Source organism: Caballeronia sp. ATUFL_F2_KS9A, assembly GCF_023630765.1.
In the GTDB taxonomy this organism is placed as follows: domain Bacteria; phylum Pseudomonadota; class Gammaproteobacteria; order Burkholderiales; family Burkholderiaceae; genus Caballeronia; species Caballeronia zhejiangensis.
This window is the reverse complement of the sequence record NZ_JALQEK010000002.1, coordinates 394,429-420,354: the sequence shown is the minus strand read 5'-3', so window position 1 is coordinate 420,354 and position 25,926 is coordinate 394,429. Positions and strand designations below refer to the sequence as shown.

The window sequence follows — 25,926 nt, the reverse complement described above, 5'->3', positions numbered from 1 at the left end:
CGCCGGGCGCGCGACGCGTCCCCGGCGACCTCGTCCTCATCCGTTGCGGCCTTCCAGCAGATCGGCCATGTCGTCGGCGTGCTCTTCCTCGACGGCGAGAATGTCCTCGAAGATGCGACGCGTCGTGACGTCCTTGTCGCCGAGATAGCGGATGATCTCGCGATACGTGTCGATCGCGATGCGCTCCGCGATCAGATTCTCGCGGATCATGTCGATCAGATCCTTACCTTCGCTGTACTGCGAATGCGAGCGCGACGAGAGGCCGTCGGGCGCGAAATTCGGCGCGCCGCCGAGTTGCACGATGCGCTCGGCGAGCGTGTCGGCGTGCTGCTGTTCCTCGTTCGCGTGCTCGAGAAACTCCTGTGCGACGGCTTCCGAGTGGATGCCCTTCGCCATGAAATAGTGGCGCTTGTAGCGCAGCGTGCAGACGATTTCCGTGGCGAGCGAATCGTTGAGCAGCTTCAGCACGGTCTCGCGATCGGCGCCGTAGCCGGTCGTCACCGCGCCTTCGTCCATGTGCTGCCGGGCATCGGCGCGGATCTTCTCGACATCGAGAACGAAGGCGTCGGTGGATTGGCTCGGCTCGGCGTTTACCGCAGACGATTTGGACATTTGGTTCGCTCCTCTTTGACAGGTGAGTTGACGTTGTTCGCTGGAGCAGGCTTCGGCGCCAGGGTTTCCATAGCGCCCTGCTATCCAATCCGATACTCCGATGCACACACCATGCCTGATCTGTCGAAGAAACCGCGCGACGGTGATGAAACCCGCGCGCGGCTTGATGGCTCGTGGCTTTTAGCTAAGCGGGCGTCACGTTCGGAACACGCCGAGCAGCAAAGTGACCACGAACACGACGAGAAAAATGAAGAAAAGGATCTTCGCGATTTCCGCCGCGCCGGCCGCGATGCCCGTGAAACCGAACACGGCCGCGATGAGGGCGATGACGAAGAAGACTGCAGCGTAATGAAGCATGTGACCTCCTTCCTGAGTTTTTGATTACGTTTTGTCGATACGTCCGGAACGCCGCTAATCGATCGCTTTCTTCGTGACGACGAAGCCGAGCACGAGAAACACGACGCACAGGATCAGGAACAGCACGAACAGGAACTTGGCGATGGCGGCCGCTCCGGCAGCGACGCCGGTGAACCCCAGCACGCCGGCGATCACGGCTACGATCGCGAAAAACAAGGCCCACTTCAGCATGATCGTTCCCCGTAGGAGTGGATGACGGAACTATCGTAGCCACGCGATGCGCGCCGCGCATTCGGGCAGGCTCCTTTTTTGCTGTGGGAATCCACCGACACTTGCTTTCAAATCGGCTGCTCTAAGTGAAACGCCGGACGACCCACGCCATGAGCCACGTACCGCCCACCGCGATACCGACGACGATCTTGCCCGAGGACACGCCGCCGCCCGCGCCGGAAGGCATCGCGCGCCGCGCCACGCGCTTCAACGACTGGATGCGCCGCTATAGCTGGGCGGTCGCGATGACGGTGGCGATCGTCATCACGGTCGGCGGGCTGATCATTCTGGAATCGGGGCGCATGCGGATCGCGTCGGAATACGAGACCGCGCTCGAAGCGAAAGGCGCGACCGCGCAGCTTTCGATGCTCGCCGCCGATATCGCCGCGCTCACCGCCGACGAACGCGGCTTCGCGCTACAGGCCGACGACGCGTATCAGGCGCATTTCCGCGACGCGGCCGGACGCGTGCGGCGCACGCTGGCGTGGCTCGATGCGTATTACCGGCGCATCGGTGACGACACCGCGCTCGCGAGCTTCGCGCAGATCCGCGCCGCCGCCGACGATGAAATCGCGCAAGGCACCGCGCGCATCGCCGATTCGCCCGACGCCGATGCCACGCGTGCCCTGCCGCCACCCGACGCGAGCGCCACGCTCGATGCGGCGCTGTCGCTGTTGCGCCTGAACGAAGAGCAGCGCGCGCAACACGCGCTCGACGCGAGCCGCGCCGACCAGCGCATCTCGACGCTGTGCGTGGGCGCGTTGTGCGCCCTCAACATCGTTCTATTCATCCTGCTGTTTCGTAATCTCGGCATTCAGCTCGACAAGCAGGCGCGCGTGCAGAAGGCGCTCATCACGCAGCAGGAAGAGCTCGACCAGCTCGTGTTCGCGCGCACGCGTCAGCTCGAGGCGCTCGCGTGGCACTTGCAGTCCGTCAGCGAAAACGAGAAGACGGAGCTCGCGCGCGAACTGCACGACGAACTCGGCTCGATCCTCACCGCGAGCAAGATGGATGTCGCGTGGGTGCGCGGCAAGCTGAAGGACAGCGAGCCCGCGATGGCCGAAAAACTCGCGCGCGCGCTCGGCAATCTGGATCAGGGCATCGCGTTGAAGCGCCGCATCATCGAGGACATGCGCCCGACGGTGCTCGCCAACTTCGGTCTCGTCACGGCGCTGCGCTCGCTCGCCGATGAAGCCGCGCAGCGCAACGGCTGGAACGTCGAATTCGATCTGCCGGGCGAGGACGTGAAGCTCGGCGAGGCGATCGAAATCGCGCTTTTCCGCGTCGCGCAGGAGACGCTCACGAACGCGGCGAAGTACGCGCACGCGAGCCGTATCCGCGTGGCGCTGACGGTCGATGAAGCGAACGTGTCGCTCTCGATCACCGACGACGGCATCGGCATTCGGCCGCAGGATTTAAAGCGCACGCAGACGCATGGGCTCGTCGGCATGCGGCAGCGCGTGTCGGCGCGCGGCGGACGCTTCGAGATCGAGCGCGCGACGCCGCGCGGCACGGCGATCAGCGTGTCGATGCCGCGCGAGCGCAGCGCCGATGCGCCGGTCGTCGCGGCATCCACGTAGGACGGCGCCGACACGAAATGCGGACGACGCCGACACCAGAATCGCATGCGTGCCTACATCCGCGAACGATGCGCTTTTTTATGATTGTTCACACCGGTAAGACAGGACGTCAGCCAGGCGCCCGTCGACCACACACGATGCGCGAACCGTTTTTCCTGTCACGCATTTCAACTCCAAGGGGAATACACATGACTCGACTCATCGCTCTACTCCTCATCGCCGGCAGCGCGGCTCTCGCAGGCTGCAACACCGTTTCGGGAGCCGGTCAGGACATCTCGAAGGGCGGCCAGGCCATCTCGAACTCCGCGGAGCAGCACAAGTAATTCACGAGGCGCGCCGCTTCGCTGCGGCGTTCCCGCTCAGGCGTTCCATAGCGTTGACGTAGTTCTCTCTCTTCCCGCCACCTTCGCGTGGCGGGATTTTTTTTGTCTTGGAGCCGTTCGTGTGTCGTCCAGGCCGCTCGCGGCGTCCCACGGGTCACGCGTCATTCTCTGCACAATGACGCCGATGACCCAGATCCCCTTCGCTGCGATAGAGTTCGCTCATCTCGATGCCTTCCTGAGCGATGATGCCTGGCTTCAGACATCGGGATTCACAGCGCAAACGGAGACACGAATGGCCAGAGTAAAAGTAGCCGGGTTCGGCGTTTCGCTCGATGGCTTCGCCGCGGGAACCGGTCAGAGTCTGGAACATCCGCTCGGGGTGCGGGGCCCGGAGCTCTTTCAGTGGTTTTTCCCGACGCAGACGTTTCGGCGGATGCAGGGAAAAGACGACGGCGAAACCGGTGTCGATGACGACTTCGCCCGGCGCGCGATGGACGGATTCGGCGCGTTCATCCTCGGGCGCAACATGTTCGGGCCGATTCGCGGCGAATGGCCGGATGAACAATGGAAAGGATGGTGGGGTGAGGATCCGCCCTATCATGCGCCGACTTTCGTGCTGACCCATTACCCGCGTCCGCCGATTCGGATGCAAGGCGGGACGACGTTTCACTTCGTCTCGGACGGCATCGAGGTCGCGCTGCAAAAGGCACGCGAAGCGGCCGGCGCGAAGGACATCAAGATCGGCGGCGGAGCGGCCACGGTCAAGCAATACATTCAGGCCGGCCATGTGGATGAAATCCACCTCGCTTTCGCGCCGGTGGCGCTCGGGCAAGGGGAATCGCTCTTCGACGGTCTGGATTTGCGCGCTTTGGGATATCGGACGGTCGAGCACGTTCCGACGGAGCGGGCCACGCACATCGTCCTTGCGAAGTAGCTGCGCGCGATACGAAAAAGCCCGGCCGATTCTTCCGGCCGGGCTGTGCGGTTCATGCCTTATTGCGTGTCGGGCAGTTCGAGCGCCGGCTGCTGCGTGTTGCCGCCCTGCGCGACGAGCACGCGAATCTTCTCGGGCACGAGTTGCGTGGCTGCATTTCCCGAAGGCAGCGTCGTCACGAGCCAGTCCGCGTTGTTGACGAGATCGAACGACGCCGATTTATAGACCGGCGTCTTCGAGCCCGGCAGCGTCGCGATCAGTTGATACGTGCCGCCGGAGACGTAGATCGAGTCTTGCGTCGTCGCCGGTACGGCGTTCTTGTAGGCCACGCCCGCCATCGTCGGGCTGACGGTCGAGATGTTCGTGCCCGGCGCGACGAGATAGATGTCGAGGTTCGGCGCGTTCGTCGATGCGTTGAACGCGCGCACGCGTGCGCTGCTCGATAGCAGGCCCTTGTCGAACGGATCGTCGATCACCGCGATCGACGGCACGAAGCCCGCGTCCGGCAGCGCGATCACCGTGTATTCGTGCCCTTTCGCCGCGTTCGAGATGGTCGTGTCGGTGGCGAGTTGCGTCGTCGTGTTGACGGCGGCGTAGGAAAAGTTGTGCTGGCCCGTGTCGATGTTCGCGAAGTTCGTCACCGCCTTGTACGCGAGATTCGGCTGCAGGATCTTGCCGTTGTCGTAGAAGTCGACGTTCGGGCCGCTCGGGATCGCGTGGATGAAATGGACTTGCGGCTGAGTGACGCCGATTTCCTTGCCGACGTCATCGGAGCTTCCGCCGCAAGCGGAGAGCAAAGCGGCGACGGCGGCAAGCGCGGCAGCGGTACGGATGAGCTTCATGGTTTCACCTTCCTTTGTTTTGATTTGATTTGATCGGCCACATCGTCATCCGGGTCCGGACGATTAGGCATCCGCAGGACTTTGCGCGCTCGCTCGCCGGGCCCGATTCGGGTTTCCCTCTTGCCATTTCGATCGATCAGATTTGCCGTCGAAGTGGCGCATGCGTTGAGCAATGAGCATGCCCCGAGACGGTGCGACGATGGCGTGTATCGGCCGCTGAGGCCCGTCTGGAAAGGGTTTCGGATTCATTAGAGGAATTGCTCGGGATGCGCGAAGACCCCGCGCGGCGCTGCATCGATCAATGCAGCGTCGCCGCGTGACGAGAAGCGGTTTTTACAAGGATGGTGCGTTCAGAGAAGTCCCCGCCGCCGCTGATCAAACCAGAACGAAAGCCCAACGGAAAGCAGAATCACAACGGTCGCAATCAAGGTCCATTGCGTGACGATTTCCCCGAGCAGCAGCGCGCCCAAACCAACCGCCACCACCGGATTCACATAAAGACAACTCGTCGCGACGATCGTGCTCGTATTGCGTATCAGAAAGTTATACGCGACATAAGCGGCCATCGAACCGATCACGACGAGATACAAAAACGAGAACCCCGCGCCGACGCCGACGCTCGCCAACCGCTCGCCCGATGCGAACGCGATCGCCGTCGCGATCAATCCGCCCAAACCGATCTGCAGCGCCGTCGACATCAGCAGATCGGAAGGCTGCGGCAGGCGCGTCGCCAGATGCGCGCCGCCCGCCCAGAAGATCGCGGCGCACAGAATCGCCAGCGTGCCGACCGTCGAACTCGGCGAGGGATCGCCGTGATTCAGCAGCACGATCCCGAGCAGACCCAGCGCCACCGCGAACCACTCGCCTTTCGCGACGCCGCGTCCGCTGAGCGCGGTGAAGATCGTCGCGAAAAGCGGCACCGTCGCGACCATCACGGCGGCCGTGCCGGTCCCCACGGTCCGCATGCCGTAAGCCATCATCCCGCTCGACAGACCTTCCAGCAACGTGCCGACGATCGCCGCGTTGCGCACTTCCCGCGCGCTGGGCCACACCGACTTGCGATGCACCGCGATCAAGAATAGCCCGATGCCCGCGAACAGATTGCGCAGCCCGCCGAGCATCAACGGCGGAAAAGATTCGAGCGCGAGATGGATGCAGAGATACGTCGATCCCCAAACGAGATAGACGACCGTCAGCGCAAGCGCGACCTGCCCCTTGAAAGAGCGCGGCGCGCGAAACGGAAAACGGTCAGGGAAGCTGAACGGCAGGCGCGGCGGAGGCAGAGCGGACATGCATCACTCCGCGGCGACGGCTGCGCGCCGGAGAAAAACGGGCAAAACCAGACAGAACGACATGGCGTAAAGCAAAGGGGAATGGCGCGAGGAAGGACCGCGCGACCTTCGGGAAAACCCGGAAATCCGCGGCGCCCGACATTATGCAGTAAGCGCTCGCATCCATCGGCTCATTTTCGGGATGGTTGCCAAGACGCCACGCCGCGGTGTAACGTGTCGGCTGCTAACGCGGGGGTCCTGCGTTGCACATCGCGGTTTCGTGCGGTTTCATCGACGAAGCGCTTCGTGTGGCGTGGGTGAGAAATACCCTTTGAACCTGATCTGGATAATGCCAGCGCAGGGAAGCGTTCGGGTTCCATAGGCCGCAGTCCACGCCACTTCAACCGAACCCGTACCTTTCCATCTCGTTCCTCCCTGTTTAGCTCCTGAGTCACCACGAGCTACGACATCGCTCGTGCTGAAAAAAATCGTCCCTTAGGAGATCAAGCACATGAATGCCAACCCGAAGTTCCTCTCGGAAAACGCCGTCGTCGATGCCGCCGCCATCGCGCCGCTGCCGAACTCGCGCAAGGTCTATGTCGAAGGTTCGACGCCCGACATCCGCGTGCCGATGCGCGAGATCACGCAATCCGACACGCCCGACGGCTTCGGCGGCGAGAAGAATCCGCCCGTCTACGTGTACGACACGTCGGGCCCGTACACCGATCCCGACGCGCAGATCGACATTCGCAGCGGTCTGCCCGCGCTGCGCGGCGCGTGGATCGAAAAGCGCGGCGACACCGAGGAACTGAGCGGCCTGTCGAGCGAGTTCGGCCGCGAGCGCGCCGCCGATCCGAAAACGGCCGAACTGCGCTTTCCGGGTTTGCACCGTCATCCGCGCCGCGCGCTCGCCGGCAAGAACGTCTCGCAGATGCACTACGCGCGCCAAGGCATCATCACGCCGGAGATGGAGTACATCGCGATTCGCGAGAACCAGCGTCGCGCGGAGTATCTCGAAAGCCTGCGCACGAGCGGCCCCAACGGCGAAAAGCTCGCGAAGATGATGGGCCGCCAGCACGCCGGACAAGCCTTCGGCGCGGCGGCGTTCGGCAAGGACGCGGCGAAGGAAATCACGCCTGAATTCGTGCGCGAGGAAGTGGCGCGCGGCCGCGCGATCATCCCCGCGAACATCAATCACCCGGAAAGCGAGCCGATGATTATCGGCCGCAACTTCCTCGTGAAGATCAACGCGAACATCGGCAATTCGGCGGTCACGTCGTCGATCGGCGAGGAAGTCGACAAGATGACGTGGGCAATTCGCTGGGGCGGCGACACGGTCATGGATCTGTCGACCGGCAAGCACATCCACGAAACGCGCGAGTGGATCATCCGCAATTCGCCGGTGCCGATCGGCACGGTGCCGATCTATCAGGCGCTCGAAAAGGTGAACGGCAAGGCCGAAGACCTGACGTGGGAAATCTTCCGCGACACGCTCATCGAGCAGGCGGAGCAAGGCGTCGATTACTTCACGATTCACGCCGGCGTGCGCCTGCAATACGTGCCGCTGACCGCGAACCGCATGACGGGCATCGTGTCGCGCGGCGGCTCGATCATGGCGAAGTGGTGCCTCGCGCATCACAAGGAAAGCTTCATTTACGAGCACTTCGAAGACATCTGCGAAATCATGAAGCAATACGATGTCTCGTTCTCCCTCGGCGACGGCCTGCGCCCCGGCTCGATCTACGACGCCAATGACGAAGCCCAGCTCGGCGAACTGAAGACGCTCGGCGAACTGACGCAGATCGCGTGGAAGCACGACGTGCAGGTGATGATCGAAGGCCCCGGCCACGTTCCGATGCAGCTCATCAAGGAAAACGTGGACCTGCAACTGGAATGGTGCGACGAAGCGCCCTTCTACACGCTCGGGCCGCTGACGACCGACATCGCGCCGGGTTACGACCACATCACGTCGGGCATCGGCGCTGCGATGATCGGCTGGTTCGGCACCGCGATGCTCTGCTACGTCACGCCCAAGGAACACCTGGGGCTGCCGAACAAGGACGACGTGAAGGAAGGCATCATCACGTACAAGCTCGCGGCGCACGCGGCCGATCTCGCGAAGGGTCATCCGGGCGCGCAGGTGCGGGACAACGCGCTGTCGAAGGCACGCTTCGAATTCCGCTGGGAAGACCAGTTCAATCTCGGTCTCGATCCGGACAAGGCGCGCGAATTCCACGACGAAACGCTGCCGAAGGATTCCGCGAAGGTCGCGCATTTCTGCTCGATGTGCGGCCCGCACTTCTGCTCGATGAAGATCACGCAGGACGTGCGCGATTTCGCGGCGAAGCAAGGTGTCAGCGAAAGCGAGGCGCTCGCCAAGGGCATGGAGACGAAGGCGATCGAGTTCGTGAAAAAGGGCTCGGAAATCTATCAGCCGACCTGAAGCTTCTGACTCGCTGACAACGGCCTGTCGCACAGCGCGTGCGGCAGGCCGTTTTTTATGTGTGCGCCGGGCGCAAAGCCTTGTCGGGCCTGAATGAGCGGTTCATCCGACGATTCGGGCATCTTTTCTGCTGGTCGAGTGCGTGAACCGGCGCAAATGCGGCCGAGCCGCAGCCGATTCATCTCATCTTCGAATTGGAGAGTCGACATGAAAATCATCAAACAGATCGGCGCCGCTGCAATGATCGTTGGGTTTCTGGGAGGACTGACCGCTTGCGGCGACATGACCACGCGTCAACGGGATACGGCTATCGGCGCCGGCGTCGGTGCGGCGGGCGGCGCGGTGATCGGCGGCAGCGCGCTTTCGACGCTCGGCGGCGCGGCGGTCGGCGGGATTATCGGCAATCAGGTCGGGAAGTAGCGCGAACATCGTCTGAACGACGCAACGGAAGCGTTTCGCCGCCATCAACGACCCGCTGTTTCATTTCTGTTACATAAAGGCGCGCCGCAATGCTTTTTCACATCACGCGGCGCGCCTCCCGGTTGTCGTTCGACTAAGCTGCTTCTTAAGGGGCCAATTTCATTCGATCCCACGTCCCGCAAGCCGTAACGCAAGGAGCAGTGCCATGATTTCCGCCCGCAGCATGTCCAGACCCAGGACGGCCGCCGCAGCGCTCGCCGCCGGGCTTCTTCTCGGCGGATGTTATTACCCTTACGGTTATCCGGCTTATCCAGCTTATCCGCCCGCGCCTGTCGTCGGCGCGACCTACACGCAGCGGGAATTCGCGTTGCCCGCGTCCGGCACGGCGGCCACGCCGACGTCATCCGCGACCTTGCCGCCACAGTACGAATACGCCGTCGGCTCGTCGTACTCCGACTACTACCGGACGTATCCCTATCCGTATTACCCGCCGTATGCGGCTTACCCGTACTACGGCTATCCGGCGTACTACGGCTACGGCTACGGTTATCCGGCGGTTTCGTTCAGCTTCGGCTACTGGGGCGGCAGCGGATGCTGCTGGGGACATGGCTATCGCGGCGGCTACCACGGTGGCGGATGGCACGGCGGCGGCGGGTGGCATGGGGGCGGCGGCTGGCACGGCGGCGGCGGCAGTTGGCATGGCGGCGGAGGCGGCGGCCGCGGACACTGATCGACGCGCCGCGATACGCCAGGTGAGACAAAAAGCCGTTTGTCGCCTTGCCGCGTAACACTGCTGCAACATTTTCCTTTCGACACGGGCTCGCGCGCACGACGCGCTTCATCGTGCGCCGGCGCACTTTCCTTATCCGACAAGGCTTCGCCACTATTCGCCAGATGATTGGCACGGTTTTGGCTACATAGCTTCCCTGCATCGAGTCGCAACGGCGATAACCGTTGTTCCGCGCACTTTTCCGTATCGGGGGATCGGACATGATGGCCTTCGTGTTTTTCCTGCTGTGGATTTTCGCCTCGCTCGGCCTTCTGACCGTGTGGGTCTTCCGCCAGACGCCATCGGCCGGTCGCGACGAGAGCGCGCCGAGCGCCGTCGCCGAGGGCTGATCGCGCTCGTCCGTCCGCATCGATGACGCGCCCGCAAGCGGCGCGTCCCTTCACGTCCATTCACCTCTGCGCGCCACGCCGTGGCCGGAATGGACGGGCATTCACGCCTTGACGCATGCCCTTCGCGCCCTATTCTTAGTGTGCGCGTTATGCGGTTGCTTAAGCCGGCGGCCGGACATCGAACTCCACGCGCATCGCGGCTTCGCGTTGGCGCCGCTTCGGTTCATGACAGAACGAAGGAGACCCGATGTTCCACCAGCTACTCACCCCGATCGCCAATTCCCTGTTCGCATCCTTCATCGTCGCCGCGCTGCCGATCATCCTCGTGCTCGTGCTGCTCGGCTGGGCGCGCCGTCCCGCGTGGCAGGCGTCGCTCGCGGGGCTGGTCCTTGCGCTCGTCATCGCCATCGCGGGCTGGCATTTTCCGGTCGGGCTCGCGCTCGATTCGGTCGCGGCCGGCGCCGTGTTCGCGCTGTGGCCCGTCATGTGGATCGTCTTCGCCGCGATCCTGCTCTACAACGTCGCGCAACGCTCGGGGCGCTTCGAAGCATTTCGCATGTGGATGGTCGATAACCTGCCGAACGACCGGCGCATCGTGCTCGTCGTGATCGGCTTCTCGTTCGGCGCGCTGCTCGAAGGGATTTCGGGCTTCGGCACGCCGATCGCAATCACGAGTTCGCTCTTGATCCTGCTCGGCTTCCCGACGCTCGAAGCGCTGACCTTCACGTTGATCTTCAACACGGCGCCGGTCGCGTTCGGCGCGCTCGGCGTGCCGATCACCGTGCTCGGCGCAGTCACGCACCTGCCCACCGATGCGCTCGCCAAAATGGTCGGTCGCCAGTTGCCGTTCTTCGCGCTCTTTCTGCCCTTCTATGTGATCGGTATCTACGCGGGCTTTCGCAACATGATGCGTATCTGGCCCGTGCTGCTCGTCTCGGGCGGCGTGTTCGCATTGACGCAGTTCGTGACGTCGAACTACATCAGCTATGCGCTCACCGACGTGCTTTCGTCGCTCGTCTCGCTGATCGTGACGATCGCGTTCCTGCGCGTGTGGAAGCCCGTCGCGGACGAGCGCTTCGCGGTGAACGTCGAGCGCGCCGGCGCGACGCGTTCGGCGATTCCGGGCGGCCAGGGCTGGGTGCCGTGGATCGTGGTCTCGGTGGTCGTGATCGTGTGGACGGTGCTCAAGATCTTCATGATCGGCGACGTGAAAATCGCGTGGCCGGGCCTCGACAAGGCGGTCTACATCACGCTCTACAAGCAGCCTTACGGCGCGATCTGGGACTTCCAGCCACTCGCGACGGGCACGGCGATCCTGGTCGCGTCGATCATCACCGCGTTGATGGTGAAGCTGCCCGCGCGCGAATACGTCGCGGCGATCGGCGATACGTGGGTGCAGACGCGCATCGCCATTCTGACGGTCGCGACGATCGTCGGCCTCGCGTATCTGATGAACTACTCGGGCATGAACTACACGCTCGGTCTGGGCGTGGCGTCGGTCGGGCCGTTCTTCCCGCTCGTGTCCGCGTTCCTCGGGTGGGTCGCGGTGTTCCTCTCCGGCAGCGACACGTCGGGCAACGCGCTCTTCGGCAATCTGCAGGTCGTCGCGGCGAACCAGCTCAACCTCAATCCGGTGCTGATGGCGGCGACCAATTCGTCGGGCGGCGTGATGGGCAAGATGATCTCGCCGCAAAACATCTCGACCGGCGTCGCGACCACCGAGCTCAAAGGCAAGGAAGGCCTCGTGTTCGCGCGCACGTTCAAGCATTCGATCTTGCTGACGATCCTGCTCGGCGTGCTCGTGTGGCTGCAGCAAAACGTGCTGACGTGGATGATCCCGCCGCATTGAGCTTTCGCGCTTCCCCTGTTTCTCCCGCTTCTTGCGCTTTCGTCCGGCGGACCATTTCTGAGACGAACGCGGTGCTAACATGCGCGGACTTTCGATGAGCCTTGCGAAGTCCGCCCGCCATGTCACCCGCCAATCTGCTGCAACTGATCGTCCTCGCCGCCCTGTGGGGCGCGTCGTTTCTCTTCATCCGCGTGGGCGTCGCCGAGTTCGGCGTCGCGCCGCTGATGGCCGTGCGCGTGGGCATCGGCGCCGTGTTCCTGATCGCGATGCTGCTTTCGCGGCGGCCGCTCGCCCAAACCGCCGCGACGCTGAAGAAACGCTGGCTTCAATTGCTCGCCGTCGGCATTCTCAACTCGGCCGCGCCGTTTTGTCTCTTCGCGTATGCCGAATTGACGCTTTCGGCCGGGGCCACGTCCGTCATCAACGCGACGACGCCGCTGTTCGGCGCGCTCGTCGCTTTCCTGTGGCTCAAGGATCGCCTGACGACCGCGCGCACGATCGGCATGGCGATCGGCTTCGCGGGCGTGCTCGTGCTGGTGTGGAACCAGATCGCGCCGGAGCATGCCGGGCAAGCCGCCGCGCTGCCGGTGCAAGGCATGCTCGCGGCGGCGGCGGCGCTGGCGGCGTCGGCGCTTTACGGCGTCGCGGGCAACTTCGCGAAAAAGTATCTGATGGACGTCGACGCGATGACCAACGCGGCCGGCAGCATGATCGGCGCAACGCTCACGCTCGCACCGATCGCGCTCTTTACCTGGCCCGCCGCGCCGGTTTCCGCGCACGCATGGGGCGCGGTGCTCGCGCTCGGCATCGGCTGCACGGGGATCGCGTATTTCATCTACTTCCATCTGGTCGCGGTCGCGGGCCCGGCGCGCGCGATGACCGTCACGTTCGTGATTCCGCTGTTCGGCATTCTGTGGGGCGCGCTCTTTCTCGGCGAGCACGTCTCGCTCGTCATGATGGCGGGCTGCGCGATCGTGCTCGCGGGCACCGCGCTCGCGACGGGCGTGGTGAAACGCGTGCCGTTCGTCGGACGGCGAAAATTCGCGCGCTGACTATACTGCTTTCGGGAAAAGCGGCGGTGTGCGGGCGGCATCGTCCGCAAGGGTGAAATTGTTTGGATGCCGTTGCACGCCGTGCGGCGCCGCGTCATCCTTCGCGCTTTTGCCGGGAGCCGTCATGCACGATCTGTTCGCCAAGCTCAAACATGAAATGATGAAAATGGTCCCGCCGACCGTTTTCTTTTTCATCCTCCTGCATGCCGTCGCCATCGTGCGCGCGTTGATGGTAATGGGCACCGGCATTTCGCTGACCTCGTCGATGTCGGTGCTCGTCGCTTCGCTGATTCTCGGCAAGTCCGTGCTGATCGCCAACATGCTGCCGTTCATCAACCGCTATCCGGACCGTCCGCTGGTCTGGAACGCCGCCTGGAAAACGCTGATCTACACGGCCATCGCTGGCATCCTGCACTATCTCGAGCGGCTGCTGGACTTCTGGAAGGAGACCCACGGCCTTGCTGCCGCGAATCAGGCGCTCATCGCGCATATCAACTGGCCGCAGTTCTGGGCCGTCCAGATCCTTCTCGTGCTGATGATCGGCAACTACTGTGCGTTCGCCGAACTGGGCCGCGTGATCGGACGCGACGTGCTCAAGTCGTGGTTCTTCGGGCCGCGCGTCGACATGCCGCCGAAGTGGCAAAGCTGAGTCATTCGCCGCGCACCGGCCCGCGCCCCGCCTTGATCGCGCCGCGTTTCACCTTGCCTTCGACGCGCCGCAACTGCGATGCGCGCGTCGGCTTCGTCGCGATTCGCTTGCGGCGCGTGATTGACACGCTGCGGATGAGTTCGTCGAGACGCGCGAGCGCCGCCGCGCGATTCATGTCCTGCGTGCGATGCTCCTGCGCCTTGATGACGATCACGCCCTCGCGCGTGACGCGGCTGTCGGAAAGCGCGAGCAGACGCGCCTTGATGTGCTCCGGCAACGAAGACCCGCGGATGTCGAAGCGCAGATGGATCGCGCTCGACACCTTGTTGACGTTCTGACCGCCCGCGCCTTGCGCGCGCACGGCCGTCAGCTCGATTTCGTTGGGCGGCACGGCGAGGCTGTCGGTGATGGTCATCGGTCGAATTCCCTGGATAGGCGCCGCATTCTCGCGGCCAGCCCGGAGTCGCGGCGCGTCGGCTCCCGGACGGCTTGCGCGAAGATCGCCGCCGAGCCGATCACTTCGACTCTGCGCTTCGCCCGCGTGATCGCCGTGTACACCAGCTCGCGCGACAACACGCGCACGAACGCGCCGGGCAACACGAGCGCCGCGTGCTCGAACTCCGAGCCTTGCGACTTGTGCACGGTGAGCGCGAACGCGGTGTCGTGCGGCGGCAGCGCAGCGGGCGACACGTAGCGCAGCGCGCCATCGGCCAGGCGGAACGCGACGCGCAACAGGCCGTCGGCGCCAGGCAGCGCGATGCCGATATCGCCGTTGAAAAGCCCGAGCGCATAGTCGTTGCGCGTGACGATCACCGGCCGTCCGGCGAACCACTGTGCACCGAGTGCAAGCGCAATGCCCGCTTGCTCGCGCACTTTCGCCGCGATGCGCGCGTTCACTTCGTCGACGCCGCGCGGCCCCTTGCGCGTCGCGCACAGCACGCGGAAGCGATTCAGCGCATCGAAGAGTCGGGCGTGATCCGCTTGCTCGCCGTCGAGCACGGCCGAGAGCGCGTCCGCGTACGGCGCGAAGCCTTTCGCGAGACGCGCGAGGGTGCGCTCGGACAGCGTCGCGTCGCCATCGTCGAAGAGCACGGCCGCGCGCTCGCCCGATGGATCGAGCGCATCGAGCGCGGCCCGTTCGTCGCCATTGCGGATTGCGATCGACAGACGCCCGATGTCCGAATCGAGCCCGAAGCGATAGTTCTTCTGCAGCCACACGACGCAATCGGTGAGCGCGGGCTCGGCCTTCGCGTCGAAGAGATCGCCGTAGCCCTCGGAATCGTCGATGGGCGCGGCGTTCGGCAATGCGGCTTCGAGGCGCTTCGCATCGACCGAAAGCGCCGCCGCGATGCGCGCCACGCCCGCATGGCTGAACGACGGCTCCGCGCTCAGTTCCGCGAACACCGCGCCCGCTTCCACCGCCGACAGTTGATCCTTGTCGCCGAGCATCACGAGACGGCTCGCCGGCGCGACGGCTTCGAGCAGATGGGCGGCGAGCGCGACGTCGATCATCGAGGCTTCGTCGACGACGATCACGTCATACGGCAACGGATTGTCGCGATGATGCCGGAAGCGCCCGTCCGACTGCACGCCGAGCAATCGCTGCAACGTGAACGACGTGCGCGGCAGGCGTTCGGCGAGTTCGGGCGGCAGCTTGTCCGCGCGTTCGATGAGCGCCTCCTGCATGCGCTGCGCCGCCTTGCCGGTCGGCGCGGCGAGCGCGATCCGCAAGTCCGGATCGGCGTCGAGCAGACACGCGAGCACGCCGACGACGGTCGTCGTCTTGCCGGTGCCCGGCCCGCCGCTCACGATCGTCAGCCGTCCCGCCAGCGCGACGAACGCCGCGACCCGCTGCCAGTCGATGTCGTCATCCGCGCGCGGGCCGAAATAGCGCGCGATGCGTTCGGCCTGTCGCGCGATGTCCTCTCGCGAAGCGGTCATGCGCGTATCGCGCGAACGTTCGACGAGCGAGCACGCGAGCCTGCGCTCGTAGTCGAAGTAGCGCGCGAGATAAAGCCGCCCGTCCTCGTCGATGACGAGCGGCAGCAGGTCGGCCGCGTCCGCGCGCGCGCCGCCGCGCACGAGGCACGCGACACCGCTTGCAAGCAGCGCGTCGCGCGCCTCGTCGAAACGCGCGTCGTGACGGCGCGCGAGCGCGGCGAGCGGCAGGCACACGTGGCCTTGCGCGGTCGCGCGGCTCATCGCGAGCGCGGCGCGTTCGGCCCACAGCACGCTGCGTTCGTCTGCGTTCAGGCGCGCCGCGAGCGCGCTCATGCGCCGCGCGAAACCTTCGGCGAGCGCCGCGCTTTCATCGGCGGGTGCGGGCACGGGGCGCGTCGCCTGCATTGCATCGAGCGTGCTCATGCCGCGCCTCCCGACATCAAACGATCGAGCGCCTCGACCAGTTCCAGCGACGGCCGTCCGCGATGCACGCCGCACGCTTCTTCACCGTCGCGCCAGTCCGGGCGCACGCCGCGCACGAACAGATACAGATAGCCGCCGACATGCGTGTCGTACGCATAGCCCGCGAGCCGCGCGCGCAAATATCGATGCAGCGCGACCACGTAAATGAGCGCCTGAAGGTGATACGCGTGCTCCGCCATTGCCGTGGCGAGCGGCGCGGCGGCGTAGTTGGAAGCGGCATCGCCCAGATGATTCGACTTCCAGTCGATGATCCAGAAACGGCCTTCGTGCTCGACGATCATGTCGATGAAACCCTTGATGAATCCGCGCAACGCGCCCGCCTCCAGCGCGACGTCGGGAAAACCGTGCGCCGCGAGCAGACGCCGCAACGCGCTGAAATCGAGCGAATCCGCCGGGAACAGGAACTCCAGTTCGTTCATGCGGCGCGTCGTCGGGATGGTCGCGAGCCGCATGCCGGGCGCGATTTCGCTCCTCACGGTGTCGCCGATGAGACGCAGCATCATCGGACGCAGACGCGGCGCGAGCGCTTCCGGCGCGGGCGTCGGATGCTCGTGCAGCGCGCGCTCGACGGCGGCCGGCCAGCTCGACTCATCGGTGAAATCCGCCAGCTCGAACATGCGATGCAGGCATTCGCCCGCCGCCGCGCCGCGCGGAAACGCGAGAATGTCGTCGGGATCGAGCGGCGATTCGTCGTTCGAAGCGGCGTCCGTGCGCGCGGTGTCATCGAGCGCGGCGAGTTCGTCGTGATCCGGACGCGCTTCCACCGGCTGCGCCTGATTCGCCTCGTCGCGCGCGCCCGCCGCGATCAGCGAACTGAAGCTCGCCATGCGCCAGCGATCGCGCAGGATGCGCCGGTTCGTGCGCGCGGCGATCTCGTGTTCGTGGGACGCGTCGGCTTCGAGCGGCTCGCGCGTGTCGATCACCGGCAGCGGCGCGACGCCGATCGCGCCCTGCGACCGCGCCCCGACCGCATGCCACGCCGCGACGATTTCCGCTTCCTCGGGCGGCGCATCGCAGAACGCATCGAAGTCTTTTCCGCCACCCGCGACGAGCCAGTTGAGGACGCTTCGGCGCGACTCCTTCGTCGACCGGCTCGACAGATAAGAACCCGCGACGACATAGCAGCGGAACACCGCGCGCGTCAGCGCGACATACACGAGACGCGCGCTCTCGGCCGCCTGCTCGCGCGCAATGGCCGCACTCGCGAGATCGTCTTCGTCGCCTTCCATGCCGTAATGCAGCACCGCCACGCCCGCGTCGTCGTGATACTCGCGCGCATCGGGCAAACCGGATTTCGACGCCTCGCGCGACGCGCCGTCGTTCAGGAACGGACAGAACACGACCGCATACTCAAGCCCTTTCGACTTGTGCACGGTCACGATCTGCACGAGATTGCGGTCCGATTCGAGACGCAGTTGCGCTTCCTCGCCGCCGCCCTGCTGCTCGCGTTGCGCCGCGAGCCAGCGCAGCGTCGGCGCGATGCCGGGCTGTTCGGCCGAGCGCGCCTGCAGCAGCTCCGCCAGATGATTGACGTTCGTGAGCCGGCGCTCGCCGTCGGGCCGTGCGACGAGACGCGTCGCGATCGACAGCTCGCGCGCGAGCGTGCGCCACATCACCGCAAAGCCGCGCTCGTGCCAGATCGTGCGATAGCGCGAGAAGCGCTCGACCCAGCTCGTCGAATCGATCGGCTCGCCGTGCGGATCGGCGGCGTCCGCGTGTTCGAGCCGCCAGAGCGCGGCGGCGTCGAGCCCGAACCAGTCGGTAGCGAGCGCGGCGCGCAGGCGGCGCGGATCGCCCGGCGTGTCGATGGCGGCGAGCACGCGCTCGATCTGCTCGGCATCGAGCGAGCCGAACACGGACGCCTGCGCGAGCTCCACGCTGCCGATGCCCCATGCCGCGAGCACGCGCTTCACGAGACTGCCCTGCCGATGCGTCCGCACGAGCACGGCGATATCGCCCGCCGACAGCGGCGCTTTCCCGATGGTCACTTCGCCGCGCTGCGCACCGCGCAACAGCCGCGCGATCTCGGCGGCGCAGGCCTCTGCGGCATCGCGCTGCGCATTCGCTTTCACAAGCACCGATTCGCCGTGCGGCAGCATCCACACGCAGAAATCCGCGATGTCCGAATACGCGGCGGCCGGCGTGTTGTCGACGAACGGTCCGCGCTGACGCGTGCCCGCGCGCACCGGCTGATAGTCGAGCCCATCTAGGATGAACGCCGACGGATTCGCCTCGAACAAACGGTTGCACGCCTCGATGATCGGCGGCGTCGAGCGCTGGTTGACCGCGAGCGTGTAGCGCGCGCTCGCGCCGTCGCGCGCGGCGAGATACGTGTGCAGGTCGGCGGCGCGGAAGCTGTAGATCGCCTGCTTCGGGTCGCCGACGAGAAAGAGCGGCCCGTGCGGCGCGAATACGCGATCGAAGATCGCGAACTGCAGCGGGTCCGTGTCCTGAAATTCGTCGATGAGCGCGGCTGGATAACGCGCGCGCAACGCCTCGGCGAGCCACGCGTGCTTCACGAGCGCGTGATGCAGGTTCGACAGCAGATCGTCGAACGACACGACGCGGCGCGCGCGCTTGCGCGCGGCGAGTTCCGAAGGCGCGTGATCGAGCCATTCACGCACGATGTCGAGCCACATCGCGCGCTGCGATGCCTCGGCGGCGGCGGCGGACGCGGCGAGCGCATCGGCCTGATCGAAGAAGGCGTGCGCGGGCGGCGTGTTCTTGACCTTGGTGCCCTTGGCGAGCGCGGTCGCCGTGAGCTTGAGCGCCCGCTCGGGCGGCGGCGCGTGGCAATCGCCTTCCGCGAAGTAGGCGCTCCATGCCTCGATGGCCTCGCCGACGATCTTCGTGCTGTAGCTGTTCGCTTTCAGCGCATCCTTCGCGTCGGAGAGCAGCTTCACGATGCCGTCGCGCTCGGCGTGCCACAACGCGCAGGCTTGGTCGAAGAGCGCCTGCATGTCGGCGGTTTGCGCGGCGCCGAAGTCACCGAAACGCAGCGCCGCGAGCGGCTTCTTCAGACGCCGCGCGAGTTGCGCATCGAGCGATGCCGGACCCGCGCCCTTCGCGACGAGCCACGACGCGAACGACGGCACGCGCGCCGCCACCGGCTCGACGCGCTCGCGCCAGAAGTCGGCGGCGAGCTCGAAGCGCAACGCGCTGTCGTCGGCTTCCATTTCGAACGCGAACGGCATCGCCGCGGCGAACGGCGCTTCCTGCAGCGCGCGCTGGCAGAACGCGTGAATCGTGTGGATCGCGGCCTGATCGAAGGTCGACACCGCGATGCGCAGGCGCTTCGCGGCTTCGTCTGCGTCGATGCCGGCGAGCGTCGTGTCGAACAGTTGCTCGATGAACGGATCGCCCGCCGCATCGCCGTTTTCGATCGCATGGGCAACGCCCGCGAGCCGCGAGCGGATGCGCTCGTGCAGCTCGGCGGTCGCCGCCTTCGTGAACGTGACGACGAGAATCTGCTCGACGGACAGGCGCTTTTCGAGCAGCAGCCGCACGTAGAGCGCGCAGATGTTCCAGGTCTTGCCGGTGCCGGCGGAAGCCTCGATCTGATTGACGCCGTCGAGCGCGCAAGAGAAGACGTCGAGTTCCTGCACGCCGATGTTGTCCAGAGATGAAGTCAGGTTGGTCATGCGCCGCTCCGCAGATGTTGCACGAGCGGTTCGAACACGATGCGCGCGAGCGCGGCGAAGGCGTCGTCGAGTGCGAGGTCCGCGCCGCGAAAGGCGATGCGAAACACCGGATCGTCGGATTCGGCGTGCGTGCGCTCGGATTCCCACGCGGCCTGCGCTTTCGAATCGCCCTCCTTCACCTTGAGCCACGCGCTCTTCGGAAAGAAGCGCAGCGGCATGCGGCGTCCCGCGCGATAGAGCGACGCGAGCGCGGCGAGATGCGCGAGCGGATCGGCGACGGGCATCAGTTCGAAATCCGCCGATTGTGCGCCGCGCCCGTGCCAGATCGTGCGGCGCGGTCCGTCGGGCAGCGCCGCGCAGTACGCGAGATGCGCGAGCCACGCGGACAGATAATCGCGTGCGCGCGGTGCGTCGTAGCGATAGATCACCTGGCCTTGCGGCGTCAGCGCGTTCAACGTGCCGACGAGCGCCATCGGACGGACGTCGACGAGCGAATCGTCGTGCGCGCCGAATAGCGCGATGCCCGCGGTGTCGGGCCAGCGTGGCCTCACGTCCAGCAAGAACGGCAGACGTTCGACGCCCGCCGACGTCGATGCCCGCACGCGCTCCGCCAGTTGCCCGAGCGCGTGCAGTTCGCGCGCCTGCCACACGCCGCCCGTCGCGCCACCCGGCATTTCGGGACTCGCGCGCGCGACGCGTCTTGCGAGTTCCCGCGCGGCGCGCTCGCCATCGTCGAGCAGCGCCGGCAGCACGCGCGCGGCGAGCGCATCGCGGCCCGCGAAGCCGAGCTCGAACGGCTCGGTGTCGTCGAGTTCGGACTCGGCATCGACGAGCGCAATGCCCAGGCGGTCGCGCAACAGCGAGCGCGCCGGATGCCGCCAGAAGCGCACGAAGTCGTCGAACGCGACGGTCTGCGCGTCGTCTTCCGGCGGCAACGGCGCGCTGAAGAATCGCGCGACGGGCTGCGACTTGCCCGACTCCAAAGCGCGAGCGAGTTCGGCGCGCTCGGGTTCGTAAGTGAAGAGCCTGCCATCGTCGCGAAAATACTCGGGCGCATACGGCTGCAGCGGATGCTCGAACACGAAGCGCGCGCGCGCGTTCGCGAGTTCGTCCGGCGCCGCGTGCTTGCCCGCGACGGACTGCGCGAGGTAGTCGAGCAGTTCGTCGATGAGCGCGGCGGGCGGCAGCACGGCGTTGTCGCGGATGCTGCGGCCCGTGTACGCGATCATCAGCCGGTCGCGCGCCGCGAGCGTGAGATCGAGAAACAGATTGCGCTCGTCGTCGCGGCGCTGACGGTCGCCGAGCTTGCCGAAGCGCGCCATCAGATCGAACTCGTCGGCGCGCGCGAGGCTCGGCAGCATGCCGTCGTCCATGCCGAGCAGACACACGACGCGATACGACAGCCCGCGCAAGCTCGTCAGCGACGAGAACGTGACGCCGCCCCAGGGCACGCCGCCGCGCGCTGGATCGTCGAGCGTATCGGTGAGCGCGGTGCGGATCACGGCGGCCGATACTTCGGTCACGCCCGCGCCCTCGTCCATTGCGGCGATCAGCGAATCGATCGCGCGGCGCACGTCGCCGACGGCGTCGGCGAACGCGACGCCCGCATCGAAAAAACGCTCCAGCGCGTCGAGCAGCAGATCGCCCCAGGCGCGCGCGGTGCGCGCTCTCGCGATGCGTTCGGCGAACGCGTCGATGTCGTCGACGAAGCGCGTGAGACGGCCGAGCAATTCGGCCTCCGACCCGTTCGCCCCTTCGATCGGCAGCCAATCCGCGACCGGCGCGCCGCCGCCCGGCAGCGCATAGCCGAGATAGAGCCGCGTGAGCGCATCGGCGAATGTGTGACGCGCGGCGGGCACGTCGTCCGCCGTCACGTCGTCGGGACGCAGGCCGCGCCGCGCGCCTGCCGCCGCGAGCCACGCCTGCGCCGTTTCGAGCGCGGCGGCGTCGATGCCGTAGCGCGCCGCGATCGCATCCACGCGCAGCCATTCGACGAGCTCGGGCGCGCCGACGCTGCGTTCGGTGAGCGCGAGCCAGTCGATGAGCGCGCGCGCGACGGGATTCGCCTGCGACGGCGGCAGGCCGGTAATCCGATACGGAATGCGCCGGCGCTCGTTGCTCGCGCCCGCGGGCGCGGTGCCGAAGATGCCGTCGATGAGCGGCCCAGCGACTGCGAGATCCGGAAACGCGACGAGCACGTCCGAAGGCTCCAGCCCTTCGATATCGTCGAACCAGTCGAGCAAGCGGTCGTGCAGCACTTCGAGCTGGCGCGACAGGCTGTGACAAACATGCACTTCGATGCCGTTCTCGACGATGTCCTCGAGCTGCGGCTCGGCGCTGTCTTCATCGAGCGCGAGGATGCCGTTTTGCAGACGCGCGAGCCACGTAGGCGCGGGATTGTTCTCGAACAGTTGCCGCTCGCTCGACGCCGCGCTCTCGGTCAATTCGTGCAGCATGTGCAGTTGCGCCTGCGTCTGCCGGCCCCACTCCGCGAGCAGCGGATGGCCGACTTCCTGATAGTCCGCCTCGCCCTTCAATTCGAGTTGTTCGACGCGCGCCTCGCTCACGATGTCGAACCAGAACTCGCGGCAAGGATTCTGCGCGTAGACGCGCACGTCGATCCAGCGCGACAGCTCGCGCAAGAGCGCGATGTGCAGCGGCGGCATCGTCGGCAAGGCGAACACGCTGATGCGGCTCGGCCATTGCGCGCGCATCACCGTATCGAGATCGAAGCCGGGGGAACCGGCGAGGAAGCGGTATGCGGGCGGCGTCGGGTCTTTCTCGTCGCCGTTCTCATCGCGGCACAGGTCTTCGAGCAGTGCGCGCCAGAGCGCTCGTTGCCAGCGCTCGTCCTCGCGCTGGATGTCGTTCGCGCCAGAAAGACGCGGGCCGCGCGCGTCGATTTCGGCATTGCTTCCCGTGAGAATCGAGCCGCCCGCCTGCCAATGCGTGAGCCACTCGGGCCGATACGTCAGATAGTGATCGAAGACTGTCGCGATGCGCCGCGCGAGTTCGTAGCGCATGGAATCGTCGGCGGCGTTCAGATACGTCGATAGCCGCGCCGAATCGCCGAACGATGGATCTTCGAAGAGCCGATAGCAACGCCACGCGAGCCGGTCCGGCGAAAACGGCGAATGCGCGGGCACCGGCAGCACGCGCCCGATCTGCGCCCACAGCCATTGCGCGAGATAACAGAAGTCGACGTTCGCGCAGATGCCGAAGCGCTCCGCCATATCCAGTTCGAGCCGGCGCCGCAACGCCGCGCTCGGCACAATGACGGACTCGCGCGCGAAGGGATCGCCCTCGCGCATCGCAAACGCGTCGAGGTCTTCGAAGAGCGCTGCGGCGAGCGTCTCGTGACGATTCGAATAGAAGAGTTCGAGCATGGAAAGCGGCTTGCTATGCGGTCTGTGAAAGCTTCACCGGCGCGCGATTTGAAAAGCTTCGTCAGCTAATGCGCCAGCATAACAAAGCGGACGTGCCGCCGAGAACCTGGCCGAATGGCCGAGGGTCGAAGCCCGGGTGAGTTGGGTTAGACTCGATTCTCGCTTCGTCTCCATGACGTCAACGAGCGTAAAACAGGAAGTCGATGCGCTATTCGTTCGAAATCAGGAAGTTCATTTACAGCCAGTATTTCTTTGGCGGGTTGCGCATCGCGCTCGGCGTATCGCTGCCCGCCGTCCTGATGCTCACCGTCTTTCACAATCGCGAGCTTGGTTTCACGATCGCGACCGGCGCGCTCGGTGCGTGCGTCGTCGACATGCCCGGCCCGCTCAGGCACAAGCACAACGAGATGCTCGCGTGCACGGTGATCGGCTTTCTTGCGGCGCTCGCAACGGGCATCGCGACCGCGAATCCGATCACGCTCTGGCTGACCATCGTGCCGCTGACCTTCGTGCTGTCGCTGATCGTCGTGTACGGCAATCGCTGGCCGCAGATCAGCTTCGCGACGCTCTTCATGATGGTCGTCACGCTGGAAGAGCATTTCACGCCGATGCAGGCGCTCATCAACGCATCGTGGATTTTGCTGGGCGGCCTCTGGTACACGTATTGGGCGACGCTGGTCTCACGGCTGCTCGTCTATCGCATCGAGCAGCAGGCGCTGGCCGAAAGCATCTTCAGTTGCGCGGAGTATCTGCTCGCGCGCGCCGAGTTCTACGACAGCGACGCCGATCTCGACGAGTGTTATCGCGTGCTCATCGAAAAGCAGATTGCGGCCGTCGAGCGGCAGGAAGCGGCGCGCGACATCGTGCTGCGCAACTTGCCGAAGGTGAAGAGCGGCAAGCTCAACGCGCGGCGCGCGCGGCTCTTCAATCTGTTCATCAACGTGGTCGATCTGCACGAGTTCTTCGTCGGCGCGCATACGGACTATCCGCTCGTGAGAAAGACGTTCGCCGGCTCCGACGTGCTGATCTTCTATCGCGACCTGATGCGCAAGGCGAGCGCGGATCTCGAGGAAATCGGGCTCGCGGTGCTGCAGAACAAGGCGGCCGGCCGGCAGATCAGCATGAAGGCCGAACTGCGCGCGATCGAATACGAACTGGAACTGATGCGCAAGCACGGGCTGCCGGAGAAGAATCCCGAAGCGTACGCGGCGGCGGCCGCCGTGTTCAGGCGTCTGTGGAGCGCGACGCGTCTCATCGACAAGATGCGCCGCCGCACGCGCGACGAACCCAGCGTCACCGAAACCGAAGTGCAGATCGACCACGCGCTGTCGCGCTTCATATCGAGCCGGCGCGTGCCGTTCATGCAGATATTCTCGAACCTCACGATGTCGTCGCCGAGTTTCCGGCATGCGCTGCGCGTGACCATCGCCGTGGGTATCGGCTTCTGGCTCGGGCGTCTCTTGCCGCTCACGAACGCGTACTGGATCGTGATGACGACCGTCATCATTCTGAAGCCCGGCTACTCGCTCACCAAGCAGCGCAACACGCAGCGGATCATCGGCACGGCGATCGGCTGCGCGGTGACCATCGCGCTGATCCTGTTCTTCAAGGAGCCGCATATCCTGCTCGTCGTGATGTTCGCGTCGATGGTGATGAGCTACAGCCTTCTGCTTTTCAACTATGCGGCGAGCGTCGTGTTCACGTCGTCGTATGTGCTGCTGATGTTCCATCTGCTCGCGCCGGGCAACATGCGGATCATCGGCGAGCGCGCGATCGACACCGTCGTCGGCTGCGCGATCGCGATCGCGGCGAGTCATCTGTTTCCGTACTGGGAATATCGGCTGATGGGCAAGCCCGTGAAGGATCTGCTCGCCGCGACGCGCAATTATCTCGAAGCGAGCTGGTGGTGGCGCGGGACGCAGACCGACAAGGCGCGCGCGGCTGCGGTTCACGCGCCGGCGGCCGAAACGCCGGTCGATCGCGCCGTGTTCGCCGATGCGAACGCGGGTGCGGTGGCGGCGACGTCGTCGGCCGTGGCGACGCCCGCGCAAACGGTGACGATCGCGGCGGAAGCGGTCAGCGAACCGGTCGAGCCGATGGCCGCCACGCCGCCGCCCGCCGCCGATTCCGCGATGAAAGCCGCGAGCGCGACGGCGCAGCGTTTATCGTCGGTGAGCATCGGCGAGAGCACGGCGGCCACGGCGAGCAAGGGCGCGTCCGCCGCGGCGACGGTGACCGCCACGGCGCTCGACCGCGACTTCCGCTACCGGCTCGCGCGCAAGAACGTGCATATCGCGTTCGCCAATCTCGCGCAGGCGTTCCAGCGCATGATGCTGGAGCCCAAGGCGCAGCAAAGGTATGCCGCCGAATTGAACGATCTGCTCGTGCAGAGCCATGTGCTCGCCTCGCAGATCACCGCCGCCGCGCCGCTGCTGCAATCGCTCAACGAGGTGGGCGGTCAGCCGTTCGAGCCGGTGCAGCGCACCTTCGGGATCGTGCGCGACAATCTCGCCGAGGCCGAGGGCGAACTGCCCGCCGCCAAGCCCGATGCGGCGCCCGCTCACGCGGACGCGCTCAAGCAACTGCGGCGCGATCTGGACAAGATGGTCGTCGATGCAGAGCGCGCGCAGTCGCTGCCCGCCGATGCGCTTCACGATCTCAAGCTGCTCGCGCATCAATGCAAGCAGATGCTGACGGCGTCATCGCTGATCGAGAAGGACGCCGCGCAGATTCGCCTGCCGGTTTGACGCGTGC

The 25,926-nt window shown here is 65.5% G+C and carries 20 protein-coding genes and 1 riboswitch; of the genes, 11 read left to right on the top strand and 9 right to left on the bottom strand.

Annotation, left to right across the window (positions count from 1 at the left end; all coding sequences use genetic code 11):
* Positions 1–36: 36 nt before the first annotated feature.
* The 3 genes from NCS67_RS04210 to NCS67_RS04200 all read right to left on the bottom strand — a co-directional run bounded on the left by NCS67_RS04210 (position 37) and on the right by NCS67_RS04200 (position 1,200).
* The gene (locus NCS67_RS04210) at positions 37–612 is read right to left on the bottom strand and encodes a ferritin-like domain-containing protein (protein ID WP_008350558.1); all 576 of its coding nucleotides are present in this window, start codon (positions 610–612) and stop codon (positions 37–39) included.
* 195 nt (positions 613–807) lie between these two features.
* On the bottom strand, positions 808–969 hold the full coding sequence (locus NCS67_RS04205) for a DUF1328 family protein (protein WP_008350559.1): 162 nt from the start codon (positions 967–969) through the stop codon (positions 808–810).
* Between the two features lie 54 nt (positions 970–1,023).
* Positions 1,024–1,200 carry a DUF1328 domain-containing protein gene (locus tag NCS67_RS04200; protein WP_008350561.1) on the bottom strand — a complete coding sequence of 59 codons (177 nt, stop codon included), beginning with the start codon at positions 1,198–1,200 and terminating at the stop codon, positions 1,024–1,026.
* Between the two features lie 149 nt (positions 1,201–1,349).
* On the opposite strand from NCS67_RS04200, the gene NCS67_RS04195 reads away from it, so the two are divergent.
* The 3 genes from NCS67_RS04195 (at position 1,350) to NCS67_RS04185 (ending at position 4,076) form a co-directional block, all read left to right on the top strand.
* The gene (locus tag NCS67_RS04195) at positions 1,350–2,819 is read left to right on the top strand and encodes a sensor histidine kinase (protein ID WP_008350563.1); all 1,470 of its coding nucleotides are present in this window, start codon (positions 1,350–1,352) and stop codon (positions 2,817–2,819) included.
* Positions 2,820–3,007: 188 nt separating this feature from the next.
* Positions 3,008–3,142 carry an entericidin A/B family lipoprotein gene (locus tag NCS67_RS04190; protein WP_008350566.1) on the top strand — a complete coding sequence of 45 codons (135 nt, stop codon included), beginning with the start codon at positions 3,008–3,010 and terminating at the stop codon, positions 3,140–3,142.
* A 292-nt stretch (positions 3,143–3,434) separates the two neighbouring features.
* Positions 3,435–4,076, top strand: coding sequence for a dihydrofolate reductase family protein (locus NCS67_RS04185; protein ID WP_250434586.1), 642 nt, complete (start codon positions 3,435–3,437; stop codon positions 4,074–4,076).
* 59 nt (positions 4,077–4,135) lie between these two features.
* Here NCS67_RS04185 and NCS67_RS04180 read toward each other — a convergent pair whose 3' ends face one another.
* Entirely contained in the window at positions 4,136–4,918 is a 783-nt protein-coding gene (locus NCS67_RS04180; RefSeq protein ID WP_250434372.1) for a DUF4397 domain-containing protein, read from the bottom strand.
* A 350-nt stretch (positions 4,919–5,268) separates the two neighbouring features.
* Complete coding sequence (locus NCS67_RS04175) at positions 5,269–6,210, bottom strand: EamA family transporter (RefSeq protein WP_250434361.1); 942 nt, start codon at positions 6,208–6,210, stop codon at positions 5,269–5,271.
* 220 nt (positions 6,211–6,430) lie between these two features.
* Positions 6,431–6,571, top strand: a riboswitch (TPP riboswitch).
* Between the two features lie 129 nt (positions 6,572–6,700).
* On the opposite strand from NCS67_RS04175, the gene thiC reads away from it, so the two are divergent.
* The 7 genes from thiC (at position 6,701) to NCS67_RS04145 (ending at position 13,721) form a co-directional block, all read left to right on the top strand.
* Positions 6,701–8,632, top strand: a complete 1,932-nt coding sequence (thiC, locus tag NCS67_RS04170) for a phosphomethylpyrimidine synthase ThiC (protein ID WP_250434352.1) — start codon at positions 6,701–6,703, stop codon at positions 8,630–8,632.
* 240 nt (positions 8,633–8,872) lie between these two features.
* Positions 8,873–9,052 (top strand): YMGG-like glycine zipper-containing protein, encoded by a 180-nt coding sequence (locus tag NCS67_RS04165; RefSeq protein WP_372492622.1) that lies wholly within the window; start codon positions 8,873–8,875, stop codon positions 9,050–9,052.
* 205 nt (positions 9,053–9,257) lie between these two features.
* Positions 9,258–9,782: a hypothetical protein gene (locus NCS67_RS04160; RefSeq protein WP_250434350.1), complete on the top strand. Its 525-nt coding sequence runs from the start codon at positions 9,258–9,260 to the stop codon at positions 9,780–9,782.
* A gap of 260 nt (positions 9,783–10,042) precedes the next feature.
* Complete coding sequence (locus NCS67_RS31880; RefSeq protein ID WP_268811669.1) at positions 10,043–10,171, top strand: hypothetical protein; 129 nt, start codon at positions 10,043–10,045, stop codon at positions 10,169–10,171.
* A gap of 247 nt (positions 10,172–10,418) precedes the next feature.
* Entirely contained in the window at positions 10,419–12,020 is a 1,602-nt protein-coding gene (locus NCS67_RS04155; RefSeq protein ID WP_034474233.1) for an L-lactate permease, read from the top strand.
* A 119-nt stretch (positions 12,021–12,139) separates the two neighbouring features.
* On the top strand, positions 12,140–13,072 hold the full coding sequence (locus tag NCS67_RS04150; protein WP_175979897.1) for a DMT family transporter: 933 nt from the start codon (positions 12,140–12,142) through the stop codon (positions 13,070–13,072).
* A 124-nt stretch (positions 13,073–13,196) separates the two neighbouring features.
* On the top strand, positions 13,197–13,721 hold the full coding sequence (locus tag NCS67_RS04145; protein WP_008350584.1) for a hypothetical protein: 525 nt from the start codon (positions 13,197–13,199) through the stop codon (positions 13,719–13,721).
* Position 13,722: 1 nt separating this feature from the next.
* Here NCS67_RS04145 and arfB read toward each other — a convergent pair whose 3' ends face one another.
* Genes arfB through recC form a run of 4 tightly spaced genes read right to left on the bottom strand, consistent with a single transcriptional unit; the run spans position 13,723 to position 23,172 of the window.
* The gene (gene arfB, locus NCS67_RS04140; protein WP_034474228.1) at positions 13,723–14,136 is read right to left on the bottom strand and encodes an alternative ribosome rescue aminoacyl-tRNA hydrolase ArfB; all 414 of its coding nucleotides are present in this window, start codon (positions 14,134–14,136) and stop codon (positions 13,723–13,725) included.
* On the bottom strand, positions 14,133–16,085 hold the full coding sequence (recD, locus tag NCS67_RS04135) for an exodeoxyribonuclease V subunit alpha (RefSeq protein ID WP_250434341.1): 1,953 nt from the start codon (positions 16,083–16,085) through the stop codon (positions 14,133–14,135). Before recD ends, arfB begins: the two co-directional genes overlap by 4 nt.
* Positions 16,082–19,786, bottom strand: coding sequence for an exodeoxyribonuclease V subunit beta (gene recB, locus NCS67_RS04130; protein WP_250434339.1), 3,705 nt, complete (start codon positions 19,784–19,786; stop codon positions 16,082–16,084). Before recB ends, recD begins: the two co-directional genes overlap by 4 nt.
* Positions 19,783–23,172, bottom strand: coding sequence for an exodeoxyribonuclease V subunit gamma (gene recC, locus NCS67_RS04125; protein ID WP_250434337.1), 3,390 nt, complete (start codon positions 23,170–23,172; stop codon positions 19,783–19,785). Before recC ends, recB begins: the two co-directional genes overlap by 4 nt.
* Positions 23,173–23,375: 203 nt before the next feature.
* On the opposite strand from recC, the gene NCS67_RS04120 reads away from it, so the two are divergent.
* Positions 23,376–25,919, top strand: a complete 2,544-nt coding sequence (locus NCS67_RS04120; protein ID WP_250434335.1) for an FUSC family protein — start codon at positions 23,376–23,378, stop codon at positions 25,917–25,919.
* Positions 25,920–25,926 lie beyond the last annotated feature (7 nt).